Genomic DNA, 20,592 nt, shown 5'->3' on the forward strand with positions numbered 1-20,592 from the left:
ACGCGCGTCAGCGACGCGGCTTCCGGCTTTCAACTATAATGTGGTCATTCGTTTTTAAAGGAAAATGCCATGAGTGACGTTCAAAGCTGGATCAAAGAAACCGTAAGCCAAAATCCTGTCGTGCTGTTCATGAAGGGAACTGCCCAATTCCCGCAATGTGGCTTTTCTGGTCGCGCAGTGCAGGTATTGAAAGCCTGCGGCGTACAGAATATGGTCACTGTCAATGTTCTGGAAGACCCGGAAGTTCGCCAGGGCATCAAGGAATTCTCTCAATGGCCAACAATTCCACAACTGTATGTCAAAGGTGAGTTCATCGGTGGCTCTGACATCATGAATGAAATGTTTGAAAACGGCGAACTGCAAACATTATTGAAAGACTGATCTTTCATGAGCGCAGCCACACCGAAGCGTCTGATTGTCGCCATCACTGGCGCAACTGGCGCGATTTATGGCGTGCGGCTGCTGCAAGCATTGCGCGATATTCCGGAAGTTGAAAGTCATGTTTTAATTTCCGAAGCAGGAGTCCTGAATCTGCATCAGGAAATGGGATTCAAGCGCAAACAAGTCGAAGAACTGGCAGATGTCAGCCACAATGTACGAGACGTGGGTGCGAGTATTGCCAGCGGATCATTTCAATCCGATGGTATGGTGATTGCGCCTTGCTCCATGAAAACCTTGGCCTCTGTGGCGCATGGTTTATCCGACAATCTGATTACACGAGCCGCAGACGTGGTATTGAAAGAGCGTCGCCGGTTGATACTGATGGTCAGGGAAACGCCATTCAATCTTGCGCACTTACGCAATATGACTGCCGTCACAGAGATGGGCGGAATCATCTTTCCACCACTTCCTGGCTTTTATCACCAACCCCAATCGATACAGGAAATGGTCGACCATACAATCGGTCGCGTTCTTGATATGTATGCACTTCCCCATCAGCTGACGCCACGTTGGCAAGGCCTGAAAACACCATCCTGAGCTATCCCCTGCTCAAAAAACAGACTGGAAGAAGTCAGTGCGTATGTGGGACACACATTTGATTTTGGCAATAAAAAAGCCCACATTGCTGTGAGCTTTTTTAAAAAACTGGTGCCGACTGCCGGAATCGAACTGGCCACCTGATGATTACAAGTCAACTGCTCTACCAAATGAGCTAAGTCGGCGATACTTTTACACTTAAGAATTACTTCTGAAGCTTTAAAGAAACAAGATTATAGCTTAATTTTTTATTTTTTGCGAGTACTTAGCGAACTTTACAAGGAACGTTTGATGCGATTAGCTCGGCAAAACTGCCAATGCAAATATCACGTAACCAACTGAGAAAGCTCGTTCACTTTAATCATTCAGAGCTAATAAAATCAAAAGGGCTCGCATTTCTGCGAGCCCTTAGAAAAACTGGTGCCGACTGCCGGAATCGAACTGGCCACCTGATGATTACAAGTCAACTGCTCTACCAAATGAGCTAAGTCGGCAAATTTCGATAAAATAAAATTTCTTACACCTTACCGAAGACGAATATTATAGTCTACTTTATTATTTTTAGCGAGGGTTTTTCTGATTTTTTTTCTGGTTTCGCTTGGGCTGCGTCGGTACTTTTCTCTCCCGTCTCAGCCCGCGTGCTGACGGCGGCGAGCCCTATCGCAGGCTTCGTTATCTCAGGGATAGCAGCAGGCGATATCCCTGCCATGTCAGGTTCTGAAAGATCGACTTCAAATGCCATTCCCTGACCATTTTCGCTCGCGTACACCGCCTGCACGTTTCCTACAGGGACATAGATTTCTCTTGAAACTCCGCCAAATCTCGCATGGAAAGCGACGGCATCGTTATCCATTTTCAGGCCACTGGTCGCACCAAAGCTGATGTTCAATACGATTTCACCATTGCGCACAAACTCCATCGGCACGCGCACGACAGGAGTCACTTTCACAGCCATATACGGTGTATAGCCGTTGTCGGTACACCATTCGTATATGGCGCGCATAAAATAAGGCTTTGTAGAAGTTTCTGACATAACGGTAAATATCAACTAAATAGTATTAAAGGATAAGCCTGACAACCAAAAAGAACAAGGCTGACTCAATCATCAGTCAGCCTCATTCTCTGTCAGGTCAGCAATCGATGTATTAATCGATGACTTATCTGCGCATGACTTTTTCTGATGGCGTCAGCGCTTCGATATACGCAGGACGAGAGAAAATACGCTCAGCATATTTCATTAATGGCGCGGCTGTTTTAGACAACTCAATACCATAATGATCAAGACGCCAGAGCAAAGGCGCCACAGCCACATCAAGCATAGAGAACTCATCGCCCAGCATGTATTTGTTTTTAATAAACAAAGGTGCCAGCTGCGTCAAACGATCGCGAATTTCTGCGCGTGCTTTATCGAGCACTTTAGCAGATGCTGTATTTTTGTCATTTTCCAGAGTGTGTACATGAACGAACAACTCTTTCTCGAAATTGAACAGCATCAAACGTGCACGTGCGCGTTGCAGCGGGTCCGCTGGCATCAATTGCGGATGCGGAAAACGCTCATCAATATATTCATTGATGATGTTGGATTCATACAAAATCAATTCACGTTCCACCAAAATTGGCACCTGACCATAAGGATTCATGGTCGAGATATCTTCTGGCTTATTGAACAAGTCAACATCACGGATTTCAAAATCCATGCCTTTTTCAAACAAAACAAGGCGGCAACGTTGGGAAAAGGGGCAGGTTGTACCCGAATAGAGAACCATCATTTTTATAGTTCCTTAGAAACAATCAGGGCGAGGAGCCAGTTTTGCGCACCTCACCCCGGGGATTACACGTCCGCTTACGACGGAGAAAAACGGACGATCTCAAAAATTCTTGTGTAAATTTCGACAACTCACACAAGATACATTACATTTATTTTACTTCTTTCCAGTAAGACGCGTTCAGTCTCCATGCGAGAGTTGCCAGAGAAGCTAAAAATATCAATACCCAAACGCCGAGGCGCTTGCGGGTACTTTGTGCTGGCTCACCCATCCACTGAAGATAAGCAACCAGATCACCGACTGCACTATCGTACTCCGCTGGGGATAACGTACCTGCTGTCACTTTTTCAAAACCACTGAATTTATGAACGGATTTAGATTCGTCATGCGGATCTTTCTCCTCAACGAATTTAGCAGTACGTACACCCTGTAGCTCCCACAACACATGTGGCATACCTACGCTAGGGAATACCATATTATTCCAGCCAGTTGGGCGGGAATCATCTTTGTAGTAAGTACGCAAATAAGTGTATATCCAGTCAGCTCCGGAACCAGCATCAGAGGCCTTGGCGCGTGCAATCACAGACAAATCAGGAGGCACTGCACCAAACCACGCTTTAGCATCTTTAGGTGCCAGCGTCGTTTTCATCAGATCACCCACTTTTTCACCGGTGAACAATAAATTGTCTTTAATCTGGTCTTCAGTCAGTCCGATATCACGCAAGCGGTTGTAACGCATTGCAGATGCGGAATGGCAATTCAGGCAGTAATTCACAAACAATTTTGCGCCGTTTTGCAAAGCTGCCATGTCCGTAGACCGATCAGGAGCACGATCCAAAGGGAAAGTGGCACCACTCGCTAACGCCAGTGCAGGTGCAAAAGCCAGCACAGCGATCAGTTTTTTAAGTAATTTCATGCTTATTCTTCCTCGCTTAGTCCGCTCAGTGAGCCGCAAATGTAACGCGTTTCGGTACAGGCTTGAATGTACCCATTGCACTCCACCATGGCATCAGCAAGAAAAAGCCGAAATAAATAATGGCGCAGACTTGGGAAATACGTTCACCAGTTGGGGACGGAGCTTGTACGCCGAGGTATCCCAAAGTAACGAAAGCAATGCCAAATACGATGTACACATATTTGTGCCAGTCAGGGCGATAGCGGATCGACTTCACTGGAGACAAATCAAGCCAAGGCAGAAAAGCAAGAATCACCACTGAGCCACCAAACAAAACAACACCCCAGAATTTTGCATCCAACGCACCAGGCATCATGCCGGCAATCGCCAAGAGCGCAATCACCGCAATAGCTGCTTTGATTTTGCTATCCAATTTTGAGCCCATGTAAATCAAGCCGACATAAGCAACTACACCCGCTTGTACCACATACAGGAACTCAGAAGTAGTAGCACGTAAGATCGAATAGAAAGGCGTGAAATACCATGTTGGCGCAATATGTGGTGGCGTTTTCAGCGAATCAGCTGGAATGAAGTTGTTATATTCGAGGAAATAACCACCCATTTCCGGTGCAAAGAATACGACTGTACTAAAAATAGTCAGGAACACAGTCACACCAAAGATATCGTGGAAAGTGTAATAAGGGTGAGAAGGCACGCCATCAACAGGGTGACCATCAGGCCCCAGGTTTTCTTTGATTTCAATACCATCAGGATTGTTAGACCCCACTTCGTGCAGAGCGATCAAGTGAGCAACGACCAGACCCAGCAATACCAGAGGAATTGCGATAACGTGGAAAGAGAAGAAGCGATTCAATGTCGCATCAGACACCACATAGTCACCACGGATCCACAGGGATAGATCAGGGCCGATGAAAGGAATGGCGCCAAACAGGTTAACAATAACCTGAGCACCCCAATAAGACATCTGACCCCAAGGCAACAAATAACCGAAGAATGCTTCTGCCATCAGGCACAGGAAAATCGCAAAACCAAACAACCAGATCAATTCGCGTGGTTTGCGATACGAGCCGTACAGGAAAGCACGGGTCATATGCAGGTACACAACAATGAAGAATGCCGAAGCGCCAGTCGAATGCATATAACGCACCAGCCAGCCCCAAGGGACATCACGCATGATGTATTCAACGGAAGCAAACGCCAGCGTTGCGTCTGGTTTGTAATGCATGACCAGGAAAATACCAGTCACGATCTGAATCACCAGCACCAGCATCGCCAGGGAGCCGAAGATATACCAGAAATTGAAATTCTTAGGAGCGTAGTATTTGCCCCACTGATCATTCCACAGCTTCGTCAGCGGAAAACGGGAATCGACCCAGTTCAAGGCTTTATCCACGACAGGAGCGTCAGCCGGGAGTTTTTTCTCAACAAATGCCATGATTAAGCCTCGCCTTTCTCATCTTTACCGATGATGATTTTGGTATCTGACAAAAACATATGACGTGGCACGTCAAGATTTTGTGGCGCTGGTTTGTTTTTATAGACACGACCTGCCAGATCGAATGTGGAACCATGGCATGGGCAAAGAAAGCCACCTTGCCAGTCATCAGGTAAAGAAGGTTGAGCGCCTGCCTGGAATTTTGAGCTTGGGGAACAGCCGAGGTGAGAACAGATACCTACTGCTACCAAAATCTCAGGATGTTCTTTGCGAGAGCGACTTTGCTTATCGCAATAGTCTGGCATATCCATCGTGTAAGGCTTTTTAGATTGAGGATCAGCTACCTTGTCTTCTGTCTTAGGTAAGCTGGCCAGCATTTCTGGCGTACGCTTCAAAATCCAAACTGGCTTACCGCGCCATTCGGCAGTGGTCATTTCACCCGGTTTCAGAGCCGAGATATCAACCTCCACCGGAGCACCTGCTGCTTTTGCACGCTCAGATGGCTGGAAAGTGCTAACCAGCGCCCCTGCCGTTGCCAAGCCTGCCACACCACCCGCCGCGCAAGTGGCGACGAGCAAACCGCGACGGCCGGAATCGACCTGCTTTTCGTTACTCATACCAACCCCAATCTGTCAAAAATCAAAACTTGAGAAGCACACCCAACTTCTAGCAACATTAAATTATAAAGTAGCCGGGTATGGTTTTAAAGAAAAAGATATCCGAAACACTAACTATGCACACTTTGTCGTTAATTTCGATGACATTCAGTGTTTTTTGTGTCCTAAATCCCTCCTGTATACGTAAAAAGAGCGCAAACGAAAAGAAAATTGACAAAGATAGTAGTTTTTTTAGATATCTGTCACATTAGAATAGTGACAGTTGACGCTTAGTCAAATGATGATCTGACTCAAAACAAGGAGATTTTTATGAGTATGTTGCAAGAATTTAAGGCATTTGCGAGCAAAGGAAATGTGGTTGATCTGGCTGTGGGTGTCATTATCGGTGCCGCCTTTGCCAAAATTGTGGACTCGCTTGTCGGCGATGTGGTGATGCCTATCGTTGGAAAAATATTTGGCGGACTGGATTTTTCTAATTATTACCTGCCACTCAATGGACAAGGAACCCAGTTGACATTGATTGAGGCGAAAAAAGCTGGCGGCGTGCTGGCATATGGCAATTTTATTACCGTCACTGTGAACTTTCTGATACTGGCTTTTATCATTTTTCAAATGGTCAGGCTGTTCAATAAAATGAAAAAGGATGAACCCGCACCAGCGCCAGCACCCGTCGTCACGCCGGAAGATGTGCTGTTGTTACGTGAAATCAGAGACGCACTGAAAAAATAAGCTCTCACCGATGATCGGTCTGGCCTTGACGAACCAGACCGGCCAATGAGCAGCAATCACCTTATCTAGATTTACACTGGATTATCAATATCTACAAACTGGTGTTCAACTCCTGTTTGCTGGGAAATATATTCGCCCAAAGCCTGAATTCCATAGCGCTCTGTCGCGTGGTGACCGCAAGCAAGATAAGCCACGCCACTCTCGCGCGCCAGATGCACGGTTGGCTCAGAAATTTCGCCACTCAGGTATACATTTGCCCCGACAGCAATCGCCTGATCCAGCATATTTTGTGCTGCACCAGTGCACCAGGCAACCGTCCCCAGTTGTTGATCAGGATCACCGATCAGCAAAGGTGCACGCCCCAGTTGTTGTTTTATCAGAGACATCAATTCAGAGACGCGCATTTGAGGCTGTTGATGATATCCCCACCAGCCTAGCCCATCTTCACCAAATCGCCCTTTTTCTACCAAATTCAAGCGATGAGCCAGTCTGGCATTATTTCCCAGCACAGGATGGGAATCCAGCGGCAAATGATAGGCAAATAACGACATATCGTGTTGCAGCAATAACTTCAGGCGCTTTTGTTTTTGGCCAATAACTCTGGCATCTTCACCTTTCCAAAAGTAGCCATGATGCACCAGCACTGCATCGGCACGCAGCTGAACTGCGGCTTCCAGTAAAGCTAAACTCGCTGTCACGCCGGTCACAATACGCTTAATCTCTGATCGCCCTTCCACCTGCAAGCCATTTGGGCAATAATCACGGAAACGATTCACTTGCAATTCAGACTCTATCAATCTTGCAAGTTCATTCCGATCGATTGTATTTATACTCATTATTCACTTTCTATGCGACGTCTTTGGCTTTTGTTCGCCCAAACCATCACGGTAGGTCTGGCGATATGGTTTATTGTAACGACCCTGAAACCAGAATGGGTTAACCGTACGTTAAGTTCTAATCAACAGTTACGCCTTGCATCCACCGTCAGCATGCAAGAAGCGCCAGCAAACGCGGTGCAGGCTCAAAGCTCTTACCGGAGTGCAGCAAAACAGGCGATGCCTTCAGTGGTGAATATTTATACCTCCAAAGAGGTGAAGCAGACACGTAACCCTCTGTTGAATGATCCATTTCTGAAGCGTTTTTTTGGCGAACAACAAAATCAGCAGGTTGAGCGTCAGTCCAGCCTTGGTTCCGGTGTCATCGTCAGCACCGAAGGCTATATTCTGACAAATAACCACGTCGTAGAATCAGCCGACGAAATTGATGTGGCTCTGGCAGACGGGCGCAAAGCAAATGCAAAAGTGGTGGGAACCGATCCGGAAACCGATCTGGCCGTCATCAAAATCGATTTACCCAATTTGCCTGCCATCACCCTGGGCCATGCCGATGATGCGCATGTCGGAGATGTGGTACTGGCGATAGGTAATCCATTTGGCGTAGGTCAGACCGTGACAATGGGCATTGTTTCCGCTCTCGGAAGGAATCATCTGACAGGTAATGCGTTCGAAAACTTCATTCAAACCGATGCGGCAGTCAATCCAGGAAATTCAGGTGGTGCACTGGTGGACGTCAATGGTAATTTGCTCGGCATTAACACTGCGATCTATTCACAAAATGGCGGTTCTGTCGGGATCGGTTTTGCGATTCCGGTGACCACGATCAAACTGGTCATGGAATCCATCATCAGTCACGGTCAGGTCGTGCGGGGCTGGATAGGTGTAGAACCGCAAGATATTACTCCGGAACTGGCTGAAAGTTTTGGCCTGAAGCAAAAGTCTGGCGCCATCATTGCAGGAGTCATTCGCGGAGGCCCAGCGGATAAAGCAGGTATGCGACCAGGCGATATTTTGATCGCGATTGAAGGTAAATCTGTCAGTGACACCACGGAAATGCTGAATCTGGTCGCTCAACTCAAACCAGGCAATAAAGCAAAAATGACCATCCTGCGCAATACTCAGGAGCCAACACTGGAAGTGCTGATCGGCAAACGCCCTCCTATACGCAAAGAAGAATAAAATTGCCGCCATTATTCAGTCAGGATCACTATGCATTTAATTGATTTGCGCTCTTATCTGAGCGAGTTAGCGGATAACAATAACCGCGCCTGGTTTGTTATGAACAAGCCGCGCTACGATATATTGCGTAACGAATTTTTGCAATTGGTGACGGAGCTGATCGCAGGCATTAGCAAATTTGACCCAGTCATCATCGGCTGCGAACCCAAAAAGGCGTTGTTCCGAATTAACCGGGATGTTCGCTTTGCACACGATAAATCCCCTTATAAGACCACATTTTCTGCCTCGATACTACCGAGCGGCAGAAAGAAACCAAGCGAAGGTGGAGGTCCTGCCTACTATTTCCAGCTGGATGGAAATGGCAGATTATTTTTTGCCTGTGGTGAATATATGCCGCCATCAGATCGATTGCGCGCAATACGTGAACGCATCGTAGCAGACCCAGACGGTTTTGGGAAAATGCTGAAAGACAAAAAATTAAAGCAAATTTTTGGTACTTTACAAGAAGAAGGCAAGCTTGTGCGCCCACCTAAGGGTTTTGATCCATCACTTCCTCACATGGAACAAATCAAGTTAAAGAATTTTATGGTGTGGACAGAATGCAGCATGACTGACATGGATACATCGGAGTTGATATCCACGCTACTGACAGGGTACAAAAGCGCATTTCCATTAGTAAAATGGTTGCGCACCGCCTGACAGCAGGTATGGATTTAATCTTGCTCGGCTGGTGCCTGAGTTGCCTTGACAAATAAAGGTGCAACCAGCAAACCCAACTCATAGAGTAACCACATCGGCAACGCCAGTGAGAACTGGCTGACAATATCCGGGGGCGTCACAATCGCAGCAATCACAAAGGCACCAACGATCACATACGAGCGAATTGCCTTCAGCTTTTCTAACGGTACCAATCCCATTCTGACCAGCACCACGACCACTACCGGCACTTCAAACGTCACGCCGAATGCCAGGCACATAGACATGATGAAATCGAGATAATTTTCAATATCTGGCGCTACGCTGATTGATGCTGGAGCAAACTCGTTGATAAATTTAAATACCCTGCCGAAAACCAGGAAATAACAAAAAGCGACACCACCCAAAAACAACAGAGAAGATGAGATGACCAACGGCGCAATCAGTTTTTTCTCATGCGTATACAGTCCTGGTGCCACAAATGCCCATGCCTGATACAACACCCAAGGCAAGGCCAGCATAAAAGCGATCAGTAAAGTCACTTTCATCGGTACAAGAAAAGGGGAAATCACACCGGTCGCAATCATCTTGGCCCCTGCAGGCAAAGAAGCCAGCATGGGTTGTGCCAAAAAATCATAAATCGCAGAAGGCCCCGGCCACAGCATCAAGAGCGCACACATCAATGCAATACCAATACTCGCTCTGACAAGACGATCGCGTAATTCAACCAGATGAGAGATAAAACTCTCTTCAACACCATTCTCAATATGATCGCTCATGCGCAGACCGCCGGAAATAATAGAGGCAAAAACATAAGTGAGAAATTAGAAAAAACTATTGTGAGAAGTGCCACGCGAGCTGCCTGGCCTGTGCCGGGCCATTCTGGCGGAACCGGAAATAACATGGCTCCGCTGACCATGACGATTTTTGTACCAGAGAGGCACTGCCGAGGTGCGAGATAATTTTTTGCGCCGGAAATCTTTTGCTTTTACGGACAGAGAGTCAGTCGTCGGCGGATCAAGCAGCGGGGATGCGTCTGCAAACGATGTCTTTCCAATGGAGCGGAACTCATCTTCGGCCTCAGACACCGCTTTTGACACCGACTGCTCCACATTCAACGCAGCATCCTGCACATCTTTTTGCATACGACGAAACTCTTCGAGCTCAATCTCACGACTGACTTCGGACTTCACATCGTTAATATAACGTTGAGCGCGCCCCAGCAAAGTACCCGCCATTCTCGCAACTTTGGGTAATTTCTCGGGTCCGATGACCACCAGCGCCACCACGCCGATCAAGGCCAACTTCGTGATACCAAGATCAATCATTGGTCTGCCCCGTTATCAGCGATACAGCAATCACTGCCTGGATTTTTCTTTGGCATCAACATCAATGGTCGTTTTTTCAGTGGCAGGTGCGGAAGTTTTTTCCTCTTCACCTTTAATGCCATCTTTAAAACCTTTGACCGCTTTACCAAGATCAGAGCCTACATTGCCCAGTTTTTTAGTGCCGAAAACCAGCATAACAACCACAAGAACAATCAGCCAATGCCAGATGCTTAAGGAACCCATTATTTACTCCTTGTGAGAGCGCACTCTCAAAAAATTTACTTGAATTTGTTTGAATGTGTTCGATCAACGCTGACCACGCCAGGGTTTTGGACCACCAATCACATGTGCGTGCAAATGATACACCTCTTGCCCGCCATCAGGCCCGGTATTGATTAAGGTTTTATATCCACCGGTAACACTGCCGTCAGCATGCGTCACCGGTGCACAGCCATGCTCACCGGCCAGCTTGGGAGCTAATGCCAGGATCTTTCCCAGCAACGCTGCCTGCTCTGGTTGTGCAGACGATAAAGTATCAATATGCAGTTTGGGAATAATTAGCAAATGAACTGGCGCTGCCGGATTAATATCTTTAAATGCCAGTAATTCTTCATCTTCATAAACGATGCCAGCAGGAATCTGCTTGGCAGTAATTTTACAAAAAATACAGTTATCCACTTTTTATCCGATCAATATCATCAAAACAGAATCAGCTCATTCACCTACAGTTACGCTTCTTTGCGTGCTGCTTTTTCGTCGAGGCCAGACAATCCCTCACGCCGGGCAAGTTCATCAATCACTTGTTGCGGAGAAAGATCATACTGCGCCAACATGACCATAGAGTGAAACCATAAATCAGCACATTCGTAGAGCAATTTAGTATGATCGCCGGATACCCGGGCATCCTTGGCAGCCATCACGGTTTCAGTTGCCTCTTCGCCTATCTTCTTCAGGATCGCGTCGTCACCTTTAGAAAATAAACGTGCAACATAAGATTTTTCAGGATCTCCGCCATTGACCAGCTTGCGACTCTCAATCACTTCCGCCAGGCGCTTCAGTATTTGTTCTTGCGACGTGTTCATTTATAAATACTTTCAGGGTCTTTCAATACAGGATCAACTGCTTCCCAGTCACCATCGTTCAGCCCGCCTTCAAATTTCTGAAAGAAACAGGAATGACGCCCTGTGTGGCAGGCGATGCTATCGACTTGTTCAATCTTAAGCAAAATCACATCTTCATCACAGTCAAGCCGGATTTCCATCACTTTCTGGATATGTCCCGACTCCTCACCTTTGTGCCAGAGTTTTTTACGTGAACGGCTCCAGTAAACAGCTTCGCCAAGCTCTACCGTTTTTGATAACGCATCCCGATTCATCCAGGCAAACATCAACACATCATTGCTAGCCGCTTCCTGTGCAATTACAGGCACCAGCCCATGCTCGTCCCAACGTACTTTATTCAACCATTTGGCCGCACTCATACCAGCCTCATAGGTATTTGTTGAGCTGCCATGAATTGCTTGGCCTCTCCAACAGTATGGTGACCATAATGGAAGATACTCGCGGCCAGCACAGCATCTGCGCCACCGATCTTGATGCCGTCTGCCAGATCCTGCAATCCACCTACACCACCGGATGCAATCACCGGAATCGGTACCGCATCAGATACTGCGCGCGTCAAGCCAAGATCAAAGCCAGAACGGGTTCCATCTTTGTCCATGCTGGTCAGTAAAATCTCTCCTGCGCCGAGCTGCGCCATTTTTTGCGCCCATTCGACAGCATCCAGACCAGTCGCATTGCGTCCGCCATGCGTAAACACTTCCCATTTACCTGGCGCAACGTTTTTCGCGTCAATCGCGACGACGATGCATTGCGAACCATATTTATGTGCAGCATCTGCCACCAACTGCGGATTCGTGACAGCCGACGTGTTGATACCAACTTTATCGGCCCCTGCATTGAGCAAACGGCGCACATCAGCCACCGTACGCACACCGCCTCCCACAGTCAGCGGAATAAAAACCTGAGAAGCAACGGCCTCAATGATGTGCAGGATTAAATCACGACCGTCAGAGGATGCCGTGATATCCAGAAAAGTAATCTCATCTGCACCCTGCTCATCGTAGCGGCGGGCGATCTCTACCGGATCACCGGCATCCCTTAGCTCTTGAAAATTAATTCCCTTCACGACGCGACCGGCAGTCACATCCAGACAAGGAATAATACGTTTTGCCAATGCCATACTTATTCTTCTTCGCTATCGAATTCGTCACCAAGATCATCACTGAGTTCATCAGCACGATCCTGTGCAGTCAATAAATCCAGCGTGCCCTCATAGATGGAGCGACCACAAATGACGCCTTCAATCCCTTCGTCCTGAACTGCACACAAGGCTTCCACATCGGCCAGATTATGTACGCCGCCAGAAGCGATCACAGGAATGGTGACTGCCTGCGCCAGTTTTACGGTAGCGTCAATATTTACGCCGCCCATCATGCCGTCACGGCCAATGTCGGTATAAATAATGGCTTCCACGCCATAACCTTCAAATTTTTGTGCCAGATCAATCACTTCGTGACCAGACAGTTTGCTCCAGCCATCGGTCGCCACTTTGCCGTCTTTGGCATCAATGCCGACAATAATCTGACCAGGAAATGCGCTGCAAGCATCCGCCAGAAAGCCGGGATTTTTGACAGCCGCCGTGCCGATAATGATGTAGGACAAGCCGTCATCAAGGTAGCGCTCGATGGTATCGAGATCACGGATGCCACCACCAAGCTGCACAGGAATTTCTTCAGTCCCTGTTTCTTCAGCGTAATCACGAACCGCCTGGATAATGGATTTGACAGCCGCTTCATTTTTGGGCTTGCCAGCAAAAGCGCCGTTCAAATCGACCAGATGCAGGCGACGCGCGCCTTGTTTGAGCCAGTGGCGTGCGGTTTCTGCGGGGTCGTCAGAGAATACGGTAGCCTGGTCCATATCACCTTGTTTAAGGCGTACGCAGTGACCATCTTTCAGGTCGATAGCAGGAATGAGCAGCATGATGTGAGAGAGAAAAGGTTTCGTCTAATAGACAATAGGGCAATAGGGTAATCGAATAATGCAGATCAGATTCAATCTGGTCACACGTCGCAACGCAATAACGGTCAGGGTTTCCAGTGTACAAAATTTTTATACAGTTGCAAGCCAGCTGCAGCGCTCTTTTCGGGATGAAACTGCGTCGCGAAAATATTATCCTGCGCTACAGCACAGGCAAACGGCTGACCATAATCGGTCATACCGACGGTGTGCGCAGGGTTGGCAGGCTGGGCGTAATAGCTGTGTACGAAATAAAAATACGCCTCATCAGCAATATCCTGCCATAAAGCATGTGGCTGCGTCTGGTGAACGCGATTCCAGCCCATTTGTGGAACTTTAAAACGTGATCCGTCGTCCTGAAGTTTGCCATGCAGATCGAAGCGCACCACCTTCCCGGGCAATAAACCCAGACCTGGCGTATCACCTTCTTCACTGACATCAAACAACATCTGCTCACCAACGCAAACACCGAATAAAGGCTTATTGCGCGAAGCCTCAAGCACCGCCTCCTGAACGCCAGATTCCCGCAGGCTGCTCATGCAATCGGGCATGGCACCTTGACCTGGTAAGACAATCCGGTCTGCGCTGCGAATATCAGCAACTTCACCTGAAATCAGCACATTGGCTTCAGGTGCAACAGCACGCAAGGCTTGCGCTACTGAGCGCAAATTCCCCATGCCATAATCTACAACAACGATTTTGTTCATAATGATTTGTCTGTACAGGCAGACATCGGGATACAGATATCAAAAATTAAAGACTGCCCTTGGTTGAAGGGATCGTACCCGCTGCTCGCGGATCAAGTTCAGTCGCCATACGCAGGGCACGACCAAACGCCTTGAACACGGTTTCACACTGATGATGAGAATTGTCACCACGCAGGTTATCAATATGCAGTGTCACCAACGCATGATTGACGAAGCCCTGAAAAAATTCGCGTGTCAGATCAACATCAAAGTTACCGATCATGGCGCGGGTGAATGGAATATGGTATTCCAGACCGGGCCGGCCTGAAAAATCGACAACAACGCGAGACAGCGCTTCATCCAGCGGTACATATGAATGACCGTAACGACGTATACCTTTTTTATCGCCAATCGCCTGAGCAAAAGCCTGGCCCAGCGTAATGCCGACATCTTCGACCGTATGGTGTGCGTCAATATGCAAATCGCCGACGGCTTCGATATCCAGATCGATCAGGCCATGACGGGCAATCTGATCGAGCATATGGTCAAGGAACGGCACACCCGTGTTCAGTTTTTGCTGACCTGTTCCATCCAGATTGATGGCAACGCGGATTTGCGTTTCGTTGGTATTGCGGGTTACCGCCGCAATGCGTTGAGTTTGGTTATTCATGTTGATGATAAAGACGCTGCAAGTGCAGCAAGAAAAAGAGCGTTTTCTGCCTGGGTACTGACTGTGATGCGCAGACAGTTCTCCAGCAGATTATGCATTTTACCTACATTTTTGACTAAAATTTTTTGTTCCAATAATTTTGCGAAAACATGTTCGGCATTTGCAACACGAATCAGCAGAAAATTAGCTGACGATGGGTACACGATAACACCAGGCAACTCACTCATGGCATTGGCCAGCGCAGCACGTTGTACGATCAGATCCGCCGCCTGCGCGTCCAGCACTTCCACATGCAACAGCACAAACTCCGCGGCAGCTTGCGTCAATACATTAATGTTATACGGTGGCCGGACTTTTTCAAATTCAGTCATCAGCGCATTGTTACCAGCCATGTAACCAAGACGAATACCTGCAAGACCCAGCTTGGAAACCGTGCGCATGACAATCAGATGATCAAACTCTGCCAGCCGCGACATGAAGCTGGCCTGTGCGAATGGCTGATATGCCTCATCCACCACCACGACACCGCTATCGCCGACAGCACCCAAAATATCAACGATATCGTCAGCCTCATACAAAGTGCCGGTAGGGTTGTTCGGATACGCAAGATAGGTAATTGCCGGACGATGCAGCGCAATAGCATCAAGCATCGCCTGTTTGTCGAGCTTCAGGTCAGAAGTAAGGTCAACGCCAATAAATTCAAGACCAGCCAATCTGGCAGACATGGCATACATGACAAAACCCGGCACAGGTGCCAAGACTTTGGCGCCCGGTTTCGCGCATGCCACCGAGATCATGCTGATCAACTCGTCAGAACCATTCCCCAGAACAATGTCGTGACCGGCTGGCACGCCCAGTTTTTCGGCAATACTGGCTTTCAATGTGCTGTAAGACGGTATGGGATAGCGATTCAGCGCAACCTGCGCCAGATGTGTTGCCAGTTCTTGCTGCAAAGATACTGGTAAAACATAAGGATTTTCCATGGCATCGAGCTTCAGAAAACCGCTCGCGTCAGGCACATGATAGGCGGCGAGACTAGCGATTTCAGGGCGAATGATATTGATGATATTCATCTAATACTCCAGGCAGTATGCCATTATGAATTGATTCAACACAGTATTTACCAAGTGCAGATCAGATCGCATCAGCATACTCCCCTGATTATGACTCAGATACGGTCACGGGGGCGGTCACTGCGGCAGTCTGCGCCAGACGTTTTTGGATCATCGTGCAGTAGTCTGGATTCAACTCAAAACCGACATAATCACGTCCACAGCGTTTTGCAGCAACGGCGGTCGTGCCGCTGCCCATGAAGGGGTCCAGCACCACGCCACCAGGTGGGCAAGAGGCTTTGATCATGCGCTCAATAATTTCGAGTGGTTTCTGAGTCGGATGCTCTTCACGCTCCGCATGTTCGCGATGCAGACGCGAAACGCTCCAGACATCCTTGGGATTAAATCCCAGCTCCAGCCATTTTGCACCTTCAAAAATTTTCCGGCTGCGCGCTTTTTTGGTCGCTGCGTCATACGGAATCCGGATGGCATCCAGATCAAAGTAATAATCTTTCGCCTTAACGAAAAACCCGATCGTGTCATGCACGGAAGAGTATTTACGTACACTGCCGCCCATCGAAGGCACACGTCGATCCCAGATGATTTCATTCATCATCAGCAGCCGTTGCTTCAGGAGGACAAATACTTCCGGAGAATAGCGCCAGGTCAGAAAAATATACAGACTGCCGTTCGGCTTGAGTTTTGGCAATACGGCATCAATCCATCTGGCCATCCATGCCAGATAAGCCTCTGCTTCCATTTTATCGGAATCATTACCGTAATCCTTACCCAGACCATACGGGGGATCCGCCAGCAGCAAATCGATGCTGGCATCCGGCAGTCGCGCCAAACCTGTCAGCGCGTCTTCACAAAAAATCTGATTCCGCCAATCAGCACTCATCACTGTTGACTCGTAGGAGATGTCACTTCAGGCGCAATTCTGCACTGCGTGCATGTGCCTGCAAACCTTCGCCATAAGCCAGTTCTGCTGCCACTTTACCCAACGTCTGCGCACCTTGTTCGCTCACGTAAATCATCGAGGAGCGCTTTTGAAAATCATACACGCCCAGCGGGGATGAAAAACGCGCTGTGCGTGACGTCGGCAAAACGTGATTAGGACCAGCACAGTAGTCGCCCAGCGCTTCGGATGAGTAACGCCCCAGGAACATAGCACCGGCATGGCGAATTTTATCTGCCCATTGCTGCGGCTGTTCTGCGGAGATTTCCAGATGTTCGGCAGCGATATTATTAGCGATCTCACAAGCCTGATCCATATCCCGCACCTTAATCAGCGCGCCCCGGTTCGCCAACGATGTGCGTATCACTTCTTGTCTGGGCATCTGAGGAAGCAGCTTGACGATGCTGGCTTGCACGGCATCGAGATAGGCTTCGTCCGGACACAGCAAGATCGATTGCGCAAGTTCATCATGTTCTGCCTGAGAGAACAAATCCATCGCAACCCAGTCAGGATCAGTCGTGCCGTCACACAGCACCAGAATCTCGGATGGTCCCGCAATCATATCGATCCCCACCGTGCCAAAAACACGGCGTTTTGCGGCGGCCACATACGCATTCCCAGGGCCAACGATTTTATCTACTTGCGGAATGGTCGCGGTACCGTAAGCCAGGGCACCGACCGCTTGCGCGCCACCAATAGTGAAAACCCTGTCCACTCCGGCAATGGCGGCGGCGGCCAGCACCAGAGGATTTTTAATACCATCCGGTGTTGGCACAACCATAATGATTTCCTGCACACCTGCGACTTTGGCAGGAATCGCATTCATCAATACCGAGGAAGGATAAGCTGCTTTACCCCCTGGAACATAGATACCGACGCGATCAAGCGGAGTCACTTTTTGACCAAGTACCGTACCATCGGCTTCGGTATAGCTAAAACCGGCAGAACCACATTCTGTACGCTGAATTTCGTGGTAAGAACGCACACGCTGGGCCGCTGTTTCCAGAGCAGAGCGGCGTTCAGGGCTTAACGACTGTAACGCGTCCTGCATTTCAGCCTGGGATAACTCCAGAGCAGCGACACTGTGCGCATTCAGGCGATCAAAGCGATTCGTTGCCTCCAGGACGGCGGTATCGCCAGTCGTTTTAACGCTGGCCAGAATCTGTGCCGCAGCACGATCAATCGCTTCATCTTCACTTGCTTCAAAAGCCAGTAACGAAGACAACTTGCTGGAGAAATCTGCATCGGCTGAATCAAGCCGGGTGATAAGGGATGCCATGTTGTTCTCTTCAAAAATATAGGACTTGCGCAAAATCGCCCCAGCCGCGTTATGGCTCCTTGTTGTACGAAACTCCGTACAAGCACAGTAGTACAAACTACAGCCTTCGTCGCCATGGTGTGGCCAGGGTTTCAGGCAACATGTTGCCTTCTGCCGAAACGAACCTCACTTGTAAGTGAGGTTTCCCAAAGAACAGGCAGCTTTTTTCGCCTTGCCGGGACAATGTTGCGTAAGTCCTGAAATATCAGACTGCTTTTACTTTAGAAGCGCGCTCAAAGGCTTCCAGTATCGGCTGCAAGCGTTCACGCTTGAGTTTCAACGCTGCCTGATTCACGACCAGACGCGAAGAAATTTCCATAATATGTTCGACTTCTACCAAATGGTTGGCACGCAAGGTGCTGCCTGTACTGACCAGATCGACAATCGCATCTGACAATCCGACTAACGGCGCCAGTTCCATGGAACCATAGAGTTTGATCAGATCAACGTGTACGCCCTTGCTGGCAAAATGTTCGCGTGCAGTTTCGGTATATTTCGTTGCCACGCGCAGACGCGCCCCCTGACGTACGGCATTTTCATAATCAAAACCAGCAGATACCGCAACCGACATCCTGCATTTGGCGATATTCAGATCGATAGGTTGATACAGGCCTTCGCCACCATGTTCATGCAAGACATCCTTGCCAGCTACACCAAAATCAGCGGCGCCATACTGAACATACGTCGGCACATCGGAAGCACGGACAATAATCACGCGAACATCGGGATCATTGGTCGACAGAATCAGCTTACGGGATTTTTCCGGATCTTCGGTTACCCGGATACCGGCAGCTTCCAGTAAAGGCAGGGTTTCTTCAAAGATGCGGCCCTTGGATAAAGCCAGTGTTAATTGTGCTGTCATTTATTTCACCCGCTGAATGTGTGCGCCAACTGCGGACAGTTTGACTTCCATACGATCGTAACCACGATCAAGGTGGTAAATCCGGTCAATCAAGGTGTCGCCCTTTGCTGCCATCGCTGCAATCACCAGCGATGCAGAAGCGCGCAGATCAGTCGCCATGACCGGAGCACCGACCAGTTGATCAACACCGCTGACCATCGCTGTATGACCATCAATTTCAATTTTTGCGCCCAGACGATTCATTTCCTGAACATGCATAAATCTGTTTTCAAAAATCGTTTCAGTGACACGACTCATGCCCTCAGCAATACAGTTCATTGCCATGAACTGTGCCTGCATGTCGGTAGGGAATCCGGGATACTCGGTCGTGCGGAAACCAACTGCCTTGGGGCGACCACTCATCTGAGCACGAATCCAGTCCGGTCCACTCGTGAGTATCACACCAGCTTCGCGCAATTTATCCAGTGCCACATCGAGAATATCGCTGCGGGTATTTGTCAATGTGAGGTCACCGCCTGTAGCAGCGACAGCACAAAGGAAAGTCGCGGTTTCAATACGATCAGCAATCACTTGATGCGTTGCGCCATGCAATTGACTAACACCCTGAATCACCAGTCGGTCAGTACCTATGCCTTCAATCTTAGCGCCCATCACCACCAGAAGATGCGCCAGATCAGTGACTTCGGGCTCACGCGCCGCATTTTCCAGAATGGTTTCGCCTTCCGCCAGCGTCGCTGCCATCAACAGATTTTCAGTACCTGTTACGGTAATCATGTCGGTGACAATGCGTGTTCCCTTCAGTCGCTTGGCTTTGGCATGGATATAACCGGCCTCAATGGTAATCTCTGCACCCATGGCCTGTAAGCCCTTGATGTGCTGATCAACCGGACGGGAGCCAATAGCGCAACCGCCAGGCAACGACACTTTGGCTTCACCGAAACGCGCCAGCAAAGGCCCCAGCACCAGAATCGATGCGCGCATGGTTTTCACCAGATCATATGGTGCTTCAAGTTTGTCAATGGCCGCGCCGTTCAAGGTCGTCACGCCATTTTCCTGCGTCACTTGCAAGCCCATCTGACGCAACAATTGCAGCATCGTGCTGACATCCTGCAACGATGGTACGTTGTGCAGAACGACATCTTCTGCACTGAGCAAACCAGCACACAGAATGGGCAACGCGGCATTTTTGGCGCCGGAAATGGCAATTTCACCGTTCAGACGATAACCGCCTGTAATCAATAACTTGTCCATTATGCCTGGTACTCTTCCGGGGTCAGTGTTTTCATGGACAAGGCATGAATCTCTTCGCGCATACGATCGCCCAGAACGGCGTATACCAGTTGGTGACGCTGAATCGGACGTTTACCGGCAAAAGCAGCCGACACGATCACCGCGTTAAAATGTTGGCCGTCGCCTTCGACTTCCAGATGACTGCATTCCAGACCGGCTGCAATGTAAGTTTTAATTTGTTCAGGTGTAGGAAACACGA

At 48.7% G+C, this 20,592-nt stretch carries 27 protein-coding genes and 2 tRNA genes; 5 read left to right on the forward strand and 24 right to left on the reverse strand.

What is annotated here, in order from left to right; genetic code table 11:
• Positions 1 to 69: 69 nt before the first annotated feature.
• Positions 70 to 381, forward strand: a complete 312-nt coding sequence (grxD, locus tag ACO0LB_RS15310; RefSeq protein ID WP_423050573.1) for a Grx4 family monothiol glutaredoxin — start codon at positions 70 to 72, stop codon at positions 379 to 381.
• 6 nt (positions 382 to 387) lie between these two features.
• Positions 388 to 978, forward strand: coding sequence for a UbiX family flavin prenyltransferase (locus ACO0LB_RS15315; RefSeq protein WP_423050575.1), 591 nt, complete (start codon positions 388 to 390; stop codon positions 976 to 978).
• A gap of 109 nt (positions 979 to 1,087) precedes the next feature.
• Here the strand turns inward: ACO0LB_RS15315 and ACO0LB_RS15320 are convergent.
• The 7 genes from ACO0LB_RS15320 to petA form a co-directional block, all read right to left on the reverse strand.
• A tRNA-Thr gene (locus ACO0LB_RS15320) sits at positions 1,088 to 1,163 on the reverse strand.
• A 233-nt stretch (positions 1,164 to 1,396) separates the two neighbouring features.
• Positions 1,397 to 1,472, reverse strand: a tRNA-Thr gene (locus ACO0LB_RS15325).
• Between the two features lie 53 nt (positions 1,473 to 1,525).
• Positions 1,526 to 2,011 (reverse strand): ClpXP protease specificity-enhancing factor, encoded by a 486-nt coding sequence (locus tag ACO0LB_RS15330; protein ID WP_423050577.1) that lies wholly within the window; start codon positions 2,009 to 2,011, stop codon positions 1,526 to 1,528.
• A 124-nt stretch (positions 2,012 to 2,135) separates the two neighbouring features.
• Positions 2,136 to 2,747 carry a glutathione S-transferase N-terminal domain-containing protein gene (locus ACO0LB_RS15335; RefSeq protein WP_423050579.1) on the reverse strand — a complete coding sequence of 204 codons (612 nt, stop codon included), beginning with the start codon at positions 2,745 to 2,747 and terminating at the stop codon, positions 2,136 to 2,138.
• A gap of 148 nt (positions 2,748 to 2,895) precedes the next feature.
• Entirely contained in the window at positions 2,896 to 3,660 is a 765-nt protein-coding gene (locus tag ACO0LB_RS15340; RefSeq protein ID WP_423050581.1) for a cytochrome c1, read from the reverse strand.
• A gap of 25 nt (positions 3,661 to 3,685) precedes the next feature.
• Complete coding sequence (locus ACO0LB_RS15345) at positions 3,686 to 5,098, reverse strand: cytochrome b (RefSeq protein WP_423050772.1); 1,413 nt, start codon at positions 5,096 to 5,098, stop codon at positions 3,686 to 3,688.
• A complete protein-coding gene (gene petA, locus ACO0LB_RS15350; protein WP_423050583.1) occupies positions 5,098 to 5,712 on the reverse strand; it encodes a ubiquinol-cytochrome c reductase iron-sulfur subunit in 615 nt (204 codons plus the stop codon). Before petA ends, ACO0LB_RS15345 begins: the two co-directional genes overlap by 1 nt.
• A 309-nt stretch (positions 5,713 to 6,021) precedes the next feature.
• On the opposite strand from petA, the gene mscL reads away from it, so the two are divergent.
• Positions 6,022 to 6,441: a large conductance mechanosensitive channel protein MscL gene (mscL, locus tag ACO0LB_RS15355; protein WP_423050585.1), complete on the forward strand. Its 420-nt coding sequence runs from the start codon at positions 6,022 to 6,024 to the stop codon at positions 6,439 to 6,441.
• A gap of 71 nt (positions 6,442 to 6,512) precedes the next feature.
• Here the strand turns inward: mscL and ACO0LB_RS15360 are convergent, their stop codons facing one another.
• Positions 6,513 to 7,277 carry a Nif3-like dinuclear metal center hexameric protein gene (locus ACO0LB_RS15360; protein WP_423050587.1) on the reverse strand — a complete coding sequence of 255 codons (765 nt, stop codon included), beginning with the start codon at positions 7,275 to 7,277 and terminating at the stop codon, positions 6,513 to 6,515.
• 12 nt (positions 7,278 to 7,289) lie between these two features.
• On the opposite strand from ACO0LB_RS15360, the gene ACO0LB_RS15365 reads away from it, so the two are divergent.
• Positions 7,290 to 8,456: a Do family serine endopeptidase gene (locus ACO0LB_RS15365; protein WP_423050589.1), complete on the forward strand. Its 1,167-nt coding sequence runs from the start codon at positions 7,290 to 7,292 to the stop codon at positions 8,454 to 8,456.
• Between the two features lie 30 nt (positions 8,457 to 8,486).
• The gene (locus tag ACO0LB_RS15370; RefSeq protein ID WP_423050591.1) at positions 8,487 to 9,155 is read left to right on the forward strand and encodes a DUF2461 domain-containing protein; all 669 of its coding nucleotides are present in this window, start codon (positions 8,487 to 8,489) and stop codon (positions 9,153 to 9,155) included.
• A 14-nt stretch (positions 9,156 to 9,169) separates the two neighbouring features.
• Here ACO0LB_RS15370 and tatC read toward each other — a convergent pair whose 3' ends face one another.
• From tatC to ACO0LB_RS15450, 16 genes are all read right to left on the reverse strand, one after another.
• Positions 9,170 to 9,931 carry a twin-arginine translocase subunit TatC gene (tatC, locus tag ACO0LB_RS15375; protein WP_423050593.1) on the reverse strand — a complete coding sequence of 254 codons (762 nt, stop codon included), beginning with the start codon at positions 9,929 to 9,931 and terminating at the stop codon, positions 9,170 to 9,172.
• Positions 9,932 to 9,976: 45 nt separating this feature from the next.
• Positions 9,977 to 10,480 carry a Sec-independent protein translocase protein TatB gene (gene tatB, locus ACO0LB_RS15380; RefSeq protein WP_423050595.1) on the reverse strand — a complete coding sequence of 168 codons (504 nt, stop codon included), beginning with the start codon at positions 10,478 to 10,480 and terminating at the stop codon, positions 9,977 to 9,979.
• A gap of 30 nt (positions 10,481 to 10,510) precedes the next feature.
• The gene (tatA, locus tag ACO0LB_RS15385; protein WP_423050597.1) at positions 10,511 to 10,723 is read right to left on the reverse strand and encodes a Sec-independent protein translocase subunit TatA; all 213 of its coding nucleotides are present in this window, start codon (positions 10,721 to 10,723) and stop codon (positions 10,511 to 10,513) included.
• Between the two features lie 63 nt (positions 10,724 to 10,786).
• Positions 10,787 to 11,158, reverse strand: a complete 372-nt coding sequence (locus ACO0LB_RS15390; protein WP_423050599.1) for a histidine triad nucleotide-binding protein — start codon at positions 11,156 to 11,158, stop codon at positions 10,787 to 10,789.
• 50 nt (positions 11,159 to 11,208) lie between these two features.
• The gene (locus tag ACO0LB_RS15395) at positions 11,209 to 11,562 is read right to left on the reverse strand and encodes a phosphoribosyl-ATP diphosphatase (protein ID WP_423050601.1); all 354 of its coding nucleotides are present in this window, start codon (positions 11,560 to 11,562) and stop codon (positions 11,209 to 11,211) included.
• Positions 11,559 to 11,960: a phosphoribosyl-AMP cyclohydrolase gene (gene hisI / locus ACO0LB_RS15400; protein ID WP_423050603.1), complete on the reverse strand. Its 402-nt coding sequence runs from the start codon at positions 11,958 to 11,960 to the stop codon at positions 11,559 to 11,561. Before hisI ends, ACO0LB_RS15395 begins: the two co-directional genes overlap by 4 nt.
• The gene (gene hisF / locus ACO0LB_RS15405) at positions 11,957 to 12,721 is read right to left on the reverse strand and encodes an imidazole glycerol phosphate synthase subunit HisF (protein ID WP_423050605.1); all 765 of its coding nucleotides are present in this window, start codon (positions 12,719 to 12,721) and stop codon (positions 11,957 to 11,959) included. Before hisF ends, hisI begins: the two co-directional genes overlap by 4 nt.
• 2 nt (positions 12,722 to 12,723) lie before the next feature.
• On the reverse strand, positions 12,724 to 13,521 hold the full coding sequence (gene hisA / locus ACO0LB_RS15410; protein ID WP_423050607.1) for a 1-(5-phosphoribosyl)-5-[(5-phosphoribosylamino)methylideneamino]imidazole-4-carboxamide isomerase: 798 nt from the start codon (positions 13,519 to 13,521) through the stop codon (positions 12,724 to 12,726).
• Between the two features lie 104 nt (positions 13,522 to 13,625).
• Positions 13,626 to 14,264, reverse strand: a complete 639-nt coding sequence (hisH, locus tag ACO0LB_RS15415; protein ID WP_423050609.1) for an imidazole glycerol phosphate synthase subunit HisH — start codon at positions 14,262 to 14,264, stop codon at positions 13,626 to 13,628.
• A gap of 46 nt (positions 14,265 to 14,310) precedes the next feature.
• Entirely contained in the window at positions 14,311 to 14,913 is a 603-nt protein-coding gene (hisB, locus tag ACO0LB_RS15420) for an imidazoleglycerol-phosphate dehydratase HisB (protein WP_423050611.1), read from the reverse strand.
• Positions 14,910 to 15,986, reverse strand: a complete 1,077-nt coding sequence (gene hisC / locus ACO0LB_RS15425) for a histidinol-phosphate transaminase (protein ID WP_423050613.1) — start codon at positions 15,984 to 15,986, stop codon at positions 14,910 to 14,912. The genes hisB and hisC overlap by 4 nt, the downstream gene beginning before the upstream one ends.
• Positions 15,987 to 16,074: 88 nt before the next feature.
• Positions 16,075 to 16,866, reverse strand: coding sequence for a DNA-methyltransferase (locus ACO0LB_RS15430; RefSeq protein ID WP_423050615.1), 792 nt, complete (start codon positions 16,864 to 16,866; stop codon positions 16,075 to 16,077).
• Between the two features lie 22 nt (positions 16,867 to 16,888).
• Complete coding sequence (hisD, locus tag ACO0LB_RS15435) at positions 16,889 to 18,202, reverse strand: histidinol dehydrogenase (RefSeq protein ID WP_423050617.1); 1,314 nt, start codon at positions 18,200 to 18,202, stop codon at positions 16,889 to 16,891.
• Between the two features lie 244 nt (positions 18,203 to 18,446).
• The gene (hisG, locus tag ACO0LB_RS15440; RefSeq protein WP_423050619.1) at positions 18,447 to 19,103 is read right to left on the reverse strand and encodes an ATP phosphoribosyltransferase; all 657 of its coding nucleotides are present in this window, start codon (positions 19,101 to 19,103) and stop codon (positions 18,447 to 18,449) included.
• Positions 19,104 to 20,354, reverse strand: a complete 1,251-nt coding sequence (gene murA / locus ACO0LB_RS15445; RefSeq protein ID WP_423050621.1) for a UDP-N-acetylglucosamine 1-carboxyvinyltransferase — start codon at positions 20,352 to 20,354, stop codon at positions 19,104 to 19,106.
• Complete coding sequence (locus ACO0LB_RS15450; RefSeq protein WP_423050623.1) at positions 20,354 to 20,590, reverse strand: BolA family protein; 237 nt, start codon at positions 20,588 to 20,590, stop codon at positions 20,354 to 20,356. Before ACO0LB_RS15450 ends, murA begins: the two co-directional genes overlap by 1 nt.
• Positions 20,591 to 20,592: the final 2 nt, after the last annotated feature.

This window comes from Undibacterium sp. SXout7W (assembly GCF_049339385.1).
In the GTDB taxonomy this organism is placed as follows: domain Bacteria; phylum Pseudomonadota; class Gammaproteobacteria; order Burkholderiales; family Burkholderiaceae_D; genus Undibacterium.

Coding starts and splice junctions, on each gene's coding strand:
- grxD (WP_423050573.1), top strand. CDS start 70: ATGAGTGACGTTCAAAGCTGGATCAAAGAAACCGTAAGCCAAAATCCT.
- ACO0LB_RS15315 (WP_423050575.1), top strand. CDS start 388: ATGAGCGCAGCCACACCGAAGCGTCTGATTGTCGCCATCACTGGCGCA.
- ACO0LB_RS15330 (WP_423050577.1), bottom strand. CDS start 2,011: ATGTCAGAAACTTCTACAAAGCCTTATTTTATGCGCGCCATATACGAA.
- ACO0LB_RS15335 (WP_423050579.1), bottom strand. CDS start 2,747: ATGATGGTTCTCTATTCGGGTACAACCTGCCCCTTTTCCCAACGTTGC.
- ACO0LB_RS15340 (WP_423050581.1), bottom strand. CDS start 3,660: ATGAAATTACTTAAAAAACTGATCGCTGTGCTGGCTTTTGCACCTGCA.
- petA (WP_423050583.1), bottom strand. CDS start 5,712: ATGAGTAACGAAAAGCAGGTCGATTCCGGCCGTCGCGGTTTGCTCGTC.
- mscL (WP_423050585.1), top strand. CDS start 6,022: ATGAGTATGTTGCAAGAATTTAAGGCATTTGCGAGCAAAGGAAATGTG.
- ACO0LB_RS15360 (WP_423050587.1), bottom strand. CDS start 7,277: ATGAGTATAAATACAATCGATCGGAATGAACTTGCAAGATTGATAGAG.
- ACO0LB_RS15365 (WP_423050589.1), top strand. CDS start 7,290: ATGCGACGTCTTTGGCTTTTGTTCGCCCAAACCATCACGGTAGGTCTG.
- ACO0LB_RS15370 (WP_423050591.1), top strand. CDS start 8,487: ATGCATTTAATTGATTTGCGCTCTTATCTGAGCGAGTTAGCGGATAAC.
- tatC (WP_423050593.1), bottom strand. CDS start 9,931: ATGAGCGATCATATTGAGAATGGTGTTGAAGAGAGTTTTATCTCTCAT.
- tatB (WP_423050595.1), bottom strand. CDS start 10,480: ATGATTGATCTTGGTATCACGAAGTTGGCCTTGATCGGCGTGGTGGCG.
- tatA (WP_423050597.1), bottom strand. CDS start 10,723: ATGGGTTCCTTAAGCATCTGGCATTGGCTGATTGTTCTTGTGGTTGTT.
- ACO0LB_RS15395 (WP_423050601.1), bottom strand. CDS start 11,562: ATGAACACGTCGCAAGAACAAATACTGAAGCGCCTGGCGGAAGTGATT.
- hisI (WP_423050603.1), bottom strand. CDS start 11,960: ATGAGTGCGGCCAAATGGTTGAATAAAGTACGTTGGGACGAGCATGGG.
- hisF (WP_423050605.1), bottom strand. CDS start 12,721: ATGGCATTGGCAAAACGTATTATTCCTTGTCTGGATGTGACTGCCGGT.
- hisA (WP_423050607.1), bottom strand. CDS start 13,521: ATGCTGCTCATTCCTGCTATCGACCTGAAAGATGGTCACTGCGTACGC.
- hisH (WP_423050609.1), bottom strand. CDS start 14,264: ATGAACAAAATCGTTGTTGTAGATTATGGCATGGGGAATTTGCGCTCA.
- hisB (WP_423050611.1), bottom strand. CDS start 14,913: ATGAATAACCAAACTCAACGCATTGCGGCGGTAACCCGCAATACCAAC.
- hisC (WP_423050613.1), bottom strand. CDS start 15,986: ATGAATATCATCAATATCATTCGCCCTGAAATCGCTAGTCTCGCCGCC.
- ACO0LB_RS15430 (WP_423050615.1), bottom strand. CDS start 16,866: ATGAGTGCTGATTGGCGGAATCAGATTTTTTGTGAAGACGCGCTGACA.
- hisD (WP_423050617.1), bottom strand. CDS start 18,202: ATGGCATCCCTTATCACCCGGCTTGATTCAGCCGATGCAGATTTCTCC.
- hisG (WP_423050619.1), bottom strand. CDS start 19,103: ATGACAGCACAATTAACACTGGCTTTATCCAAGGGCCGCATCTTTGAA.
- murA (WP_423050621.1), bottom strand. CDS start 20,354: ATGGACAAGTTATTGATTACAGGCGGTTATCGTCTGAACGGTGAAATT.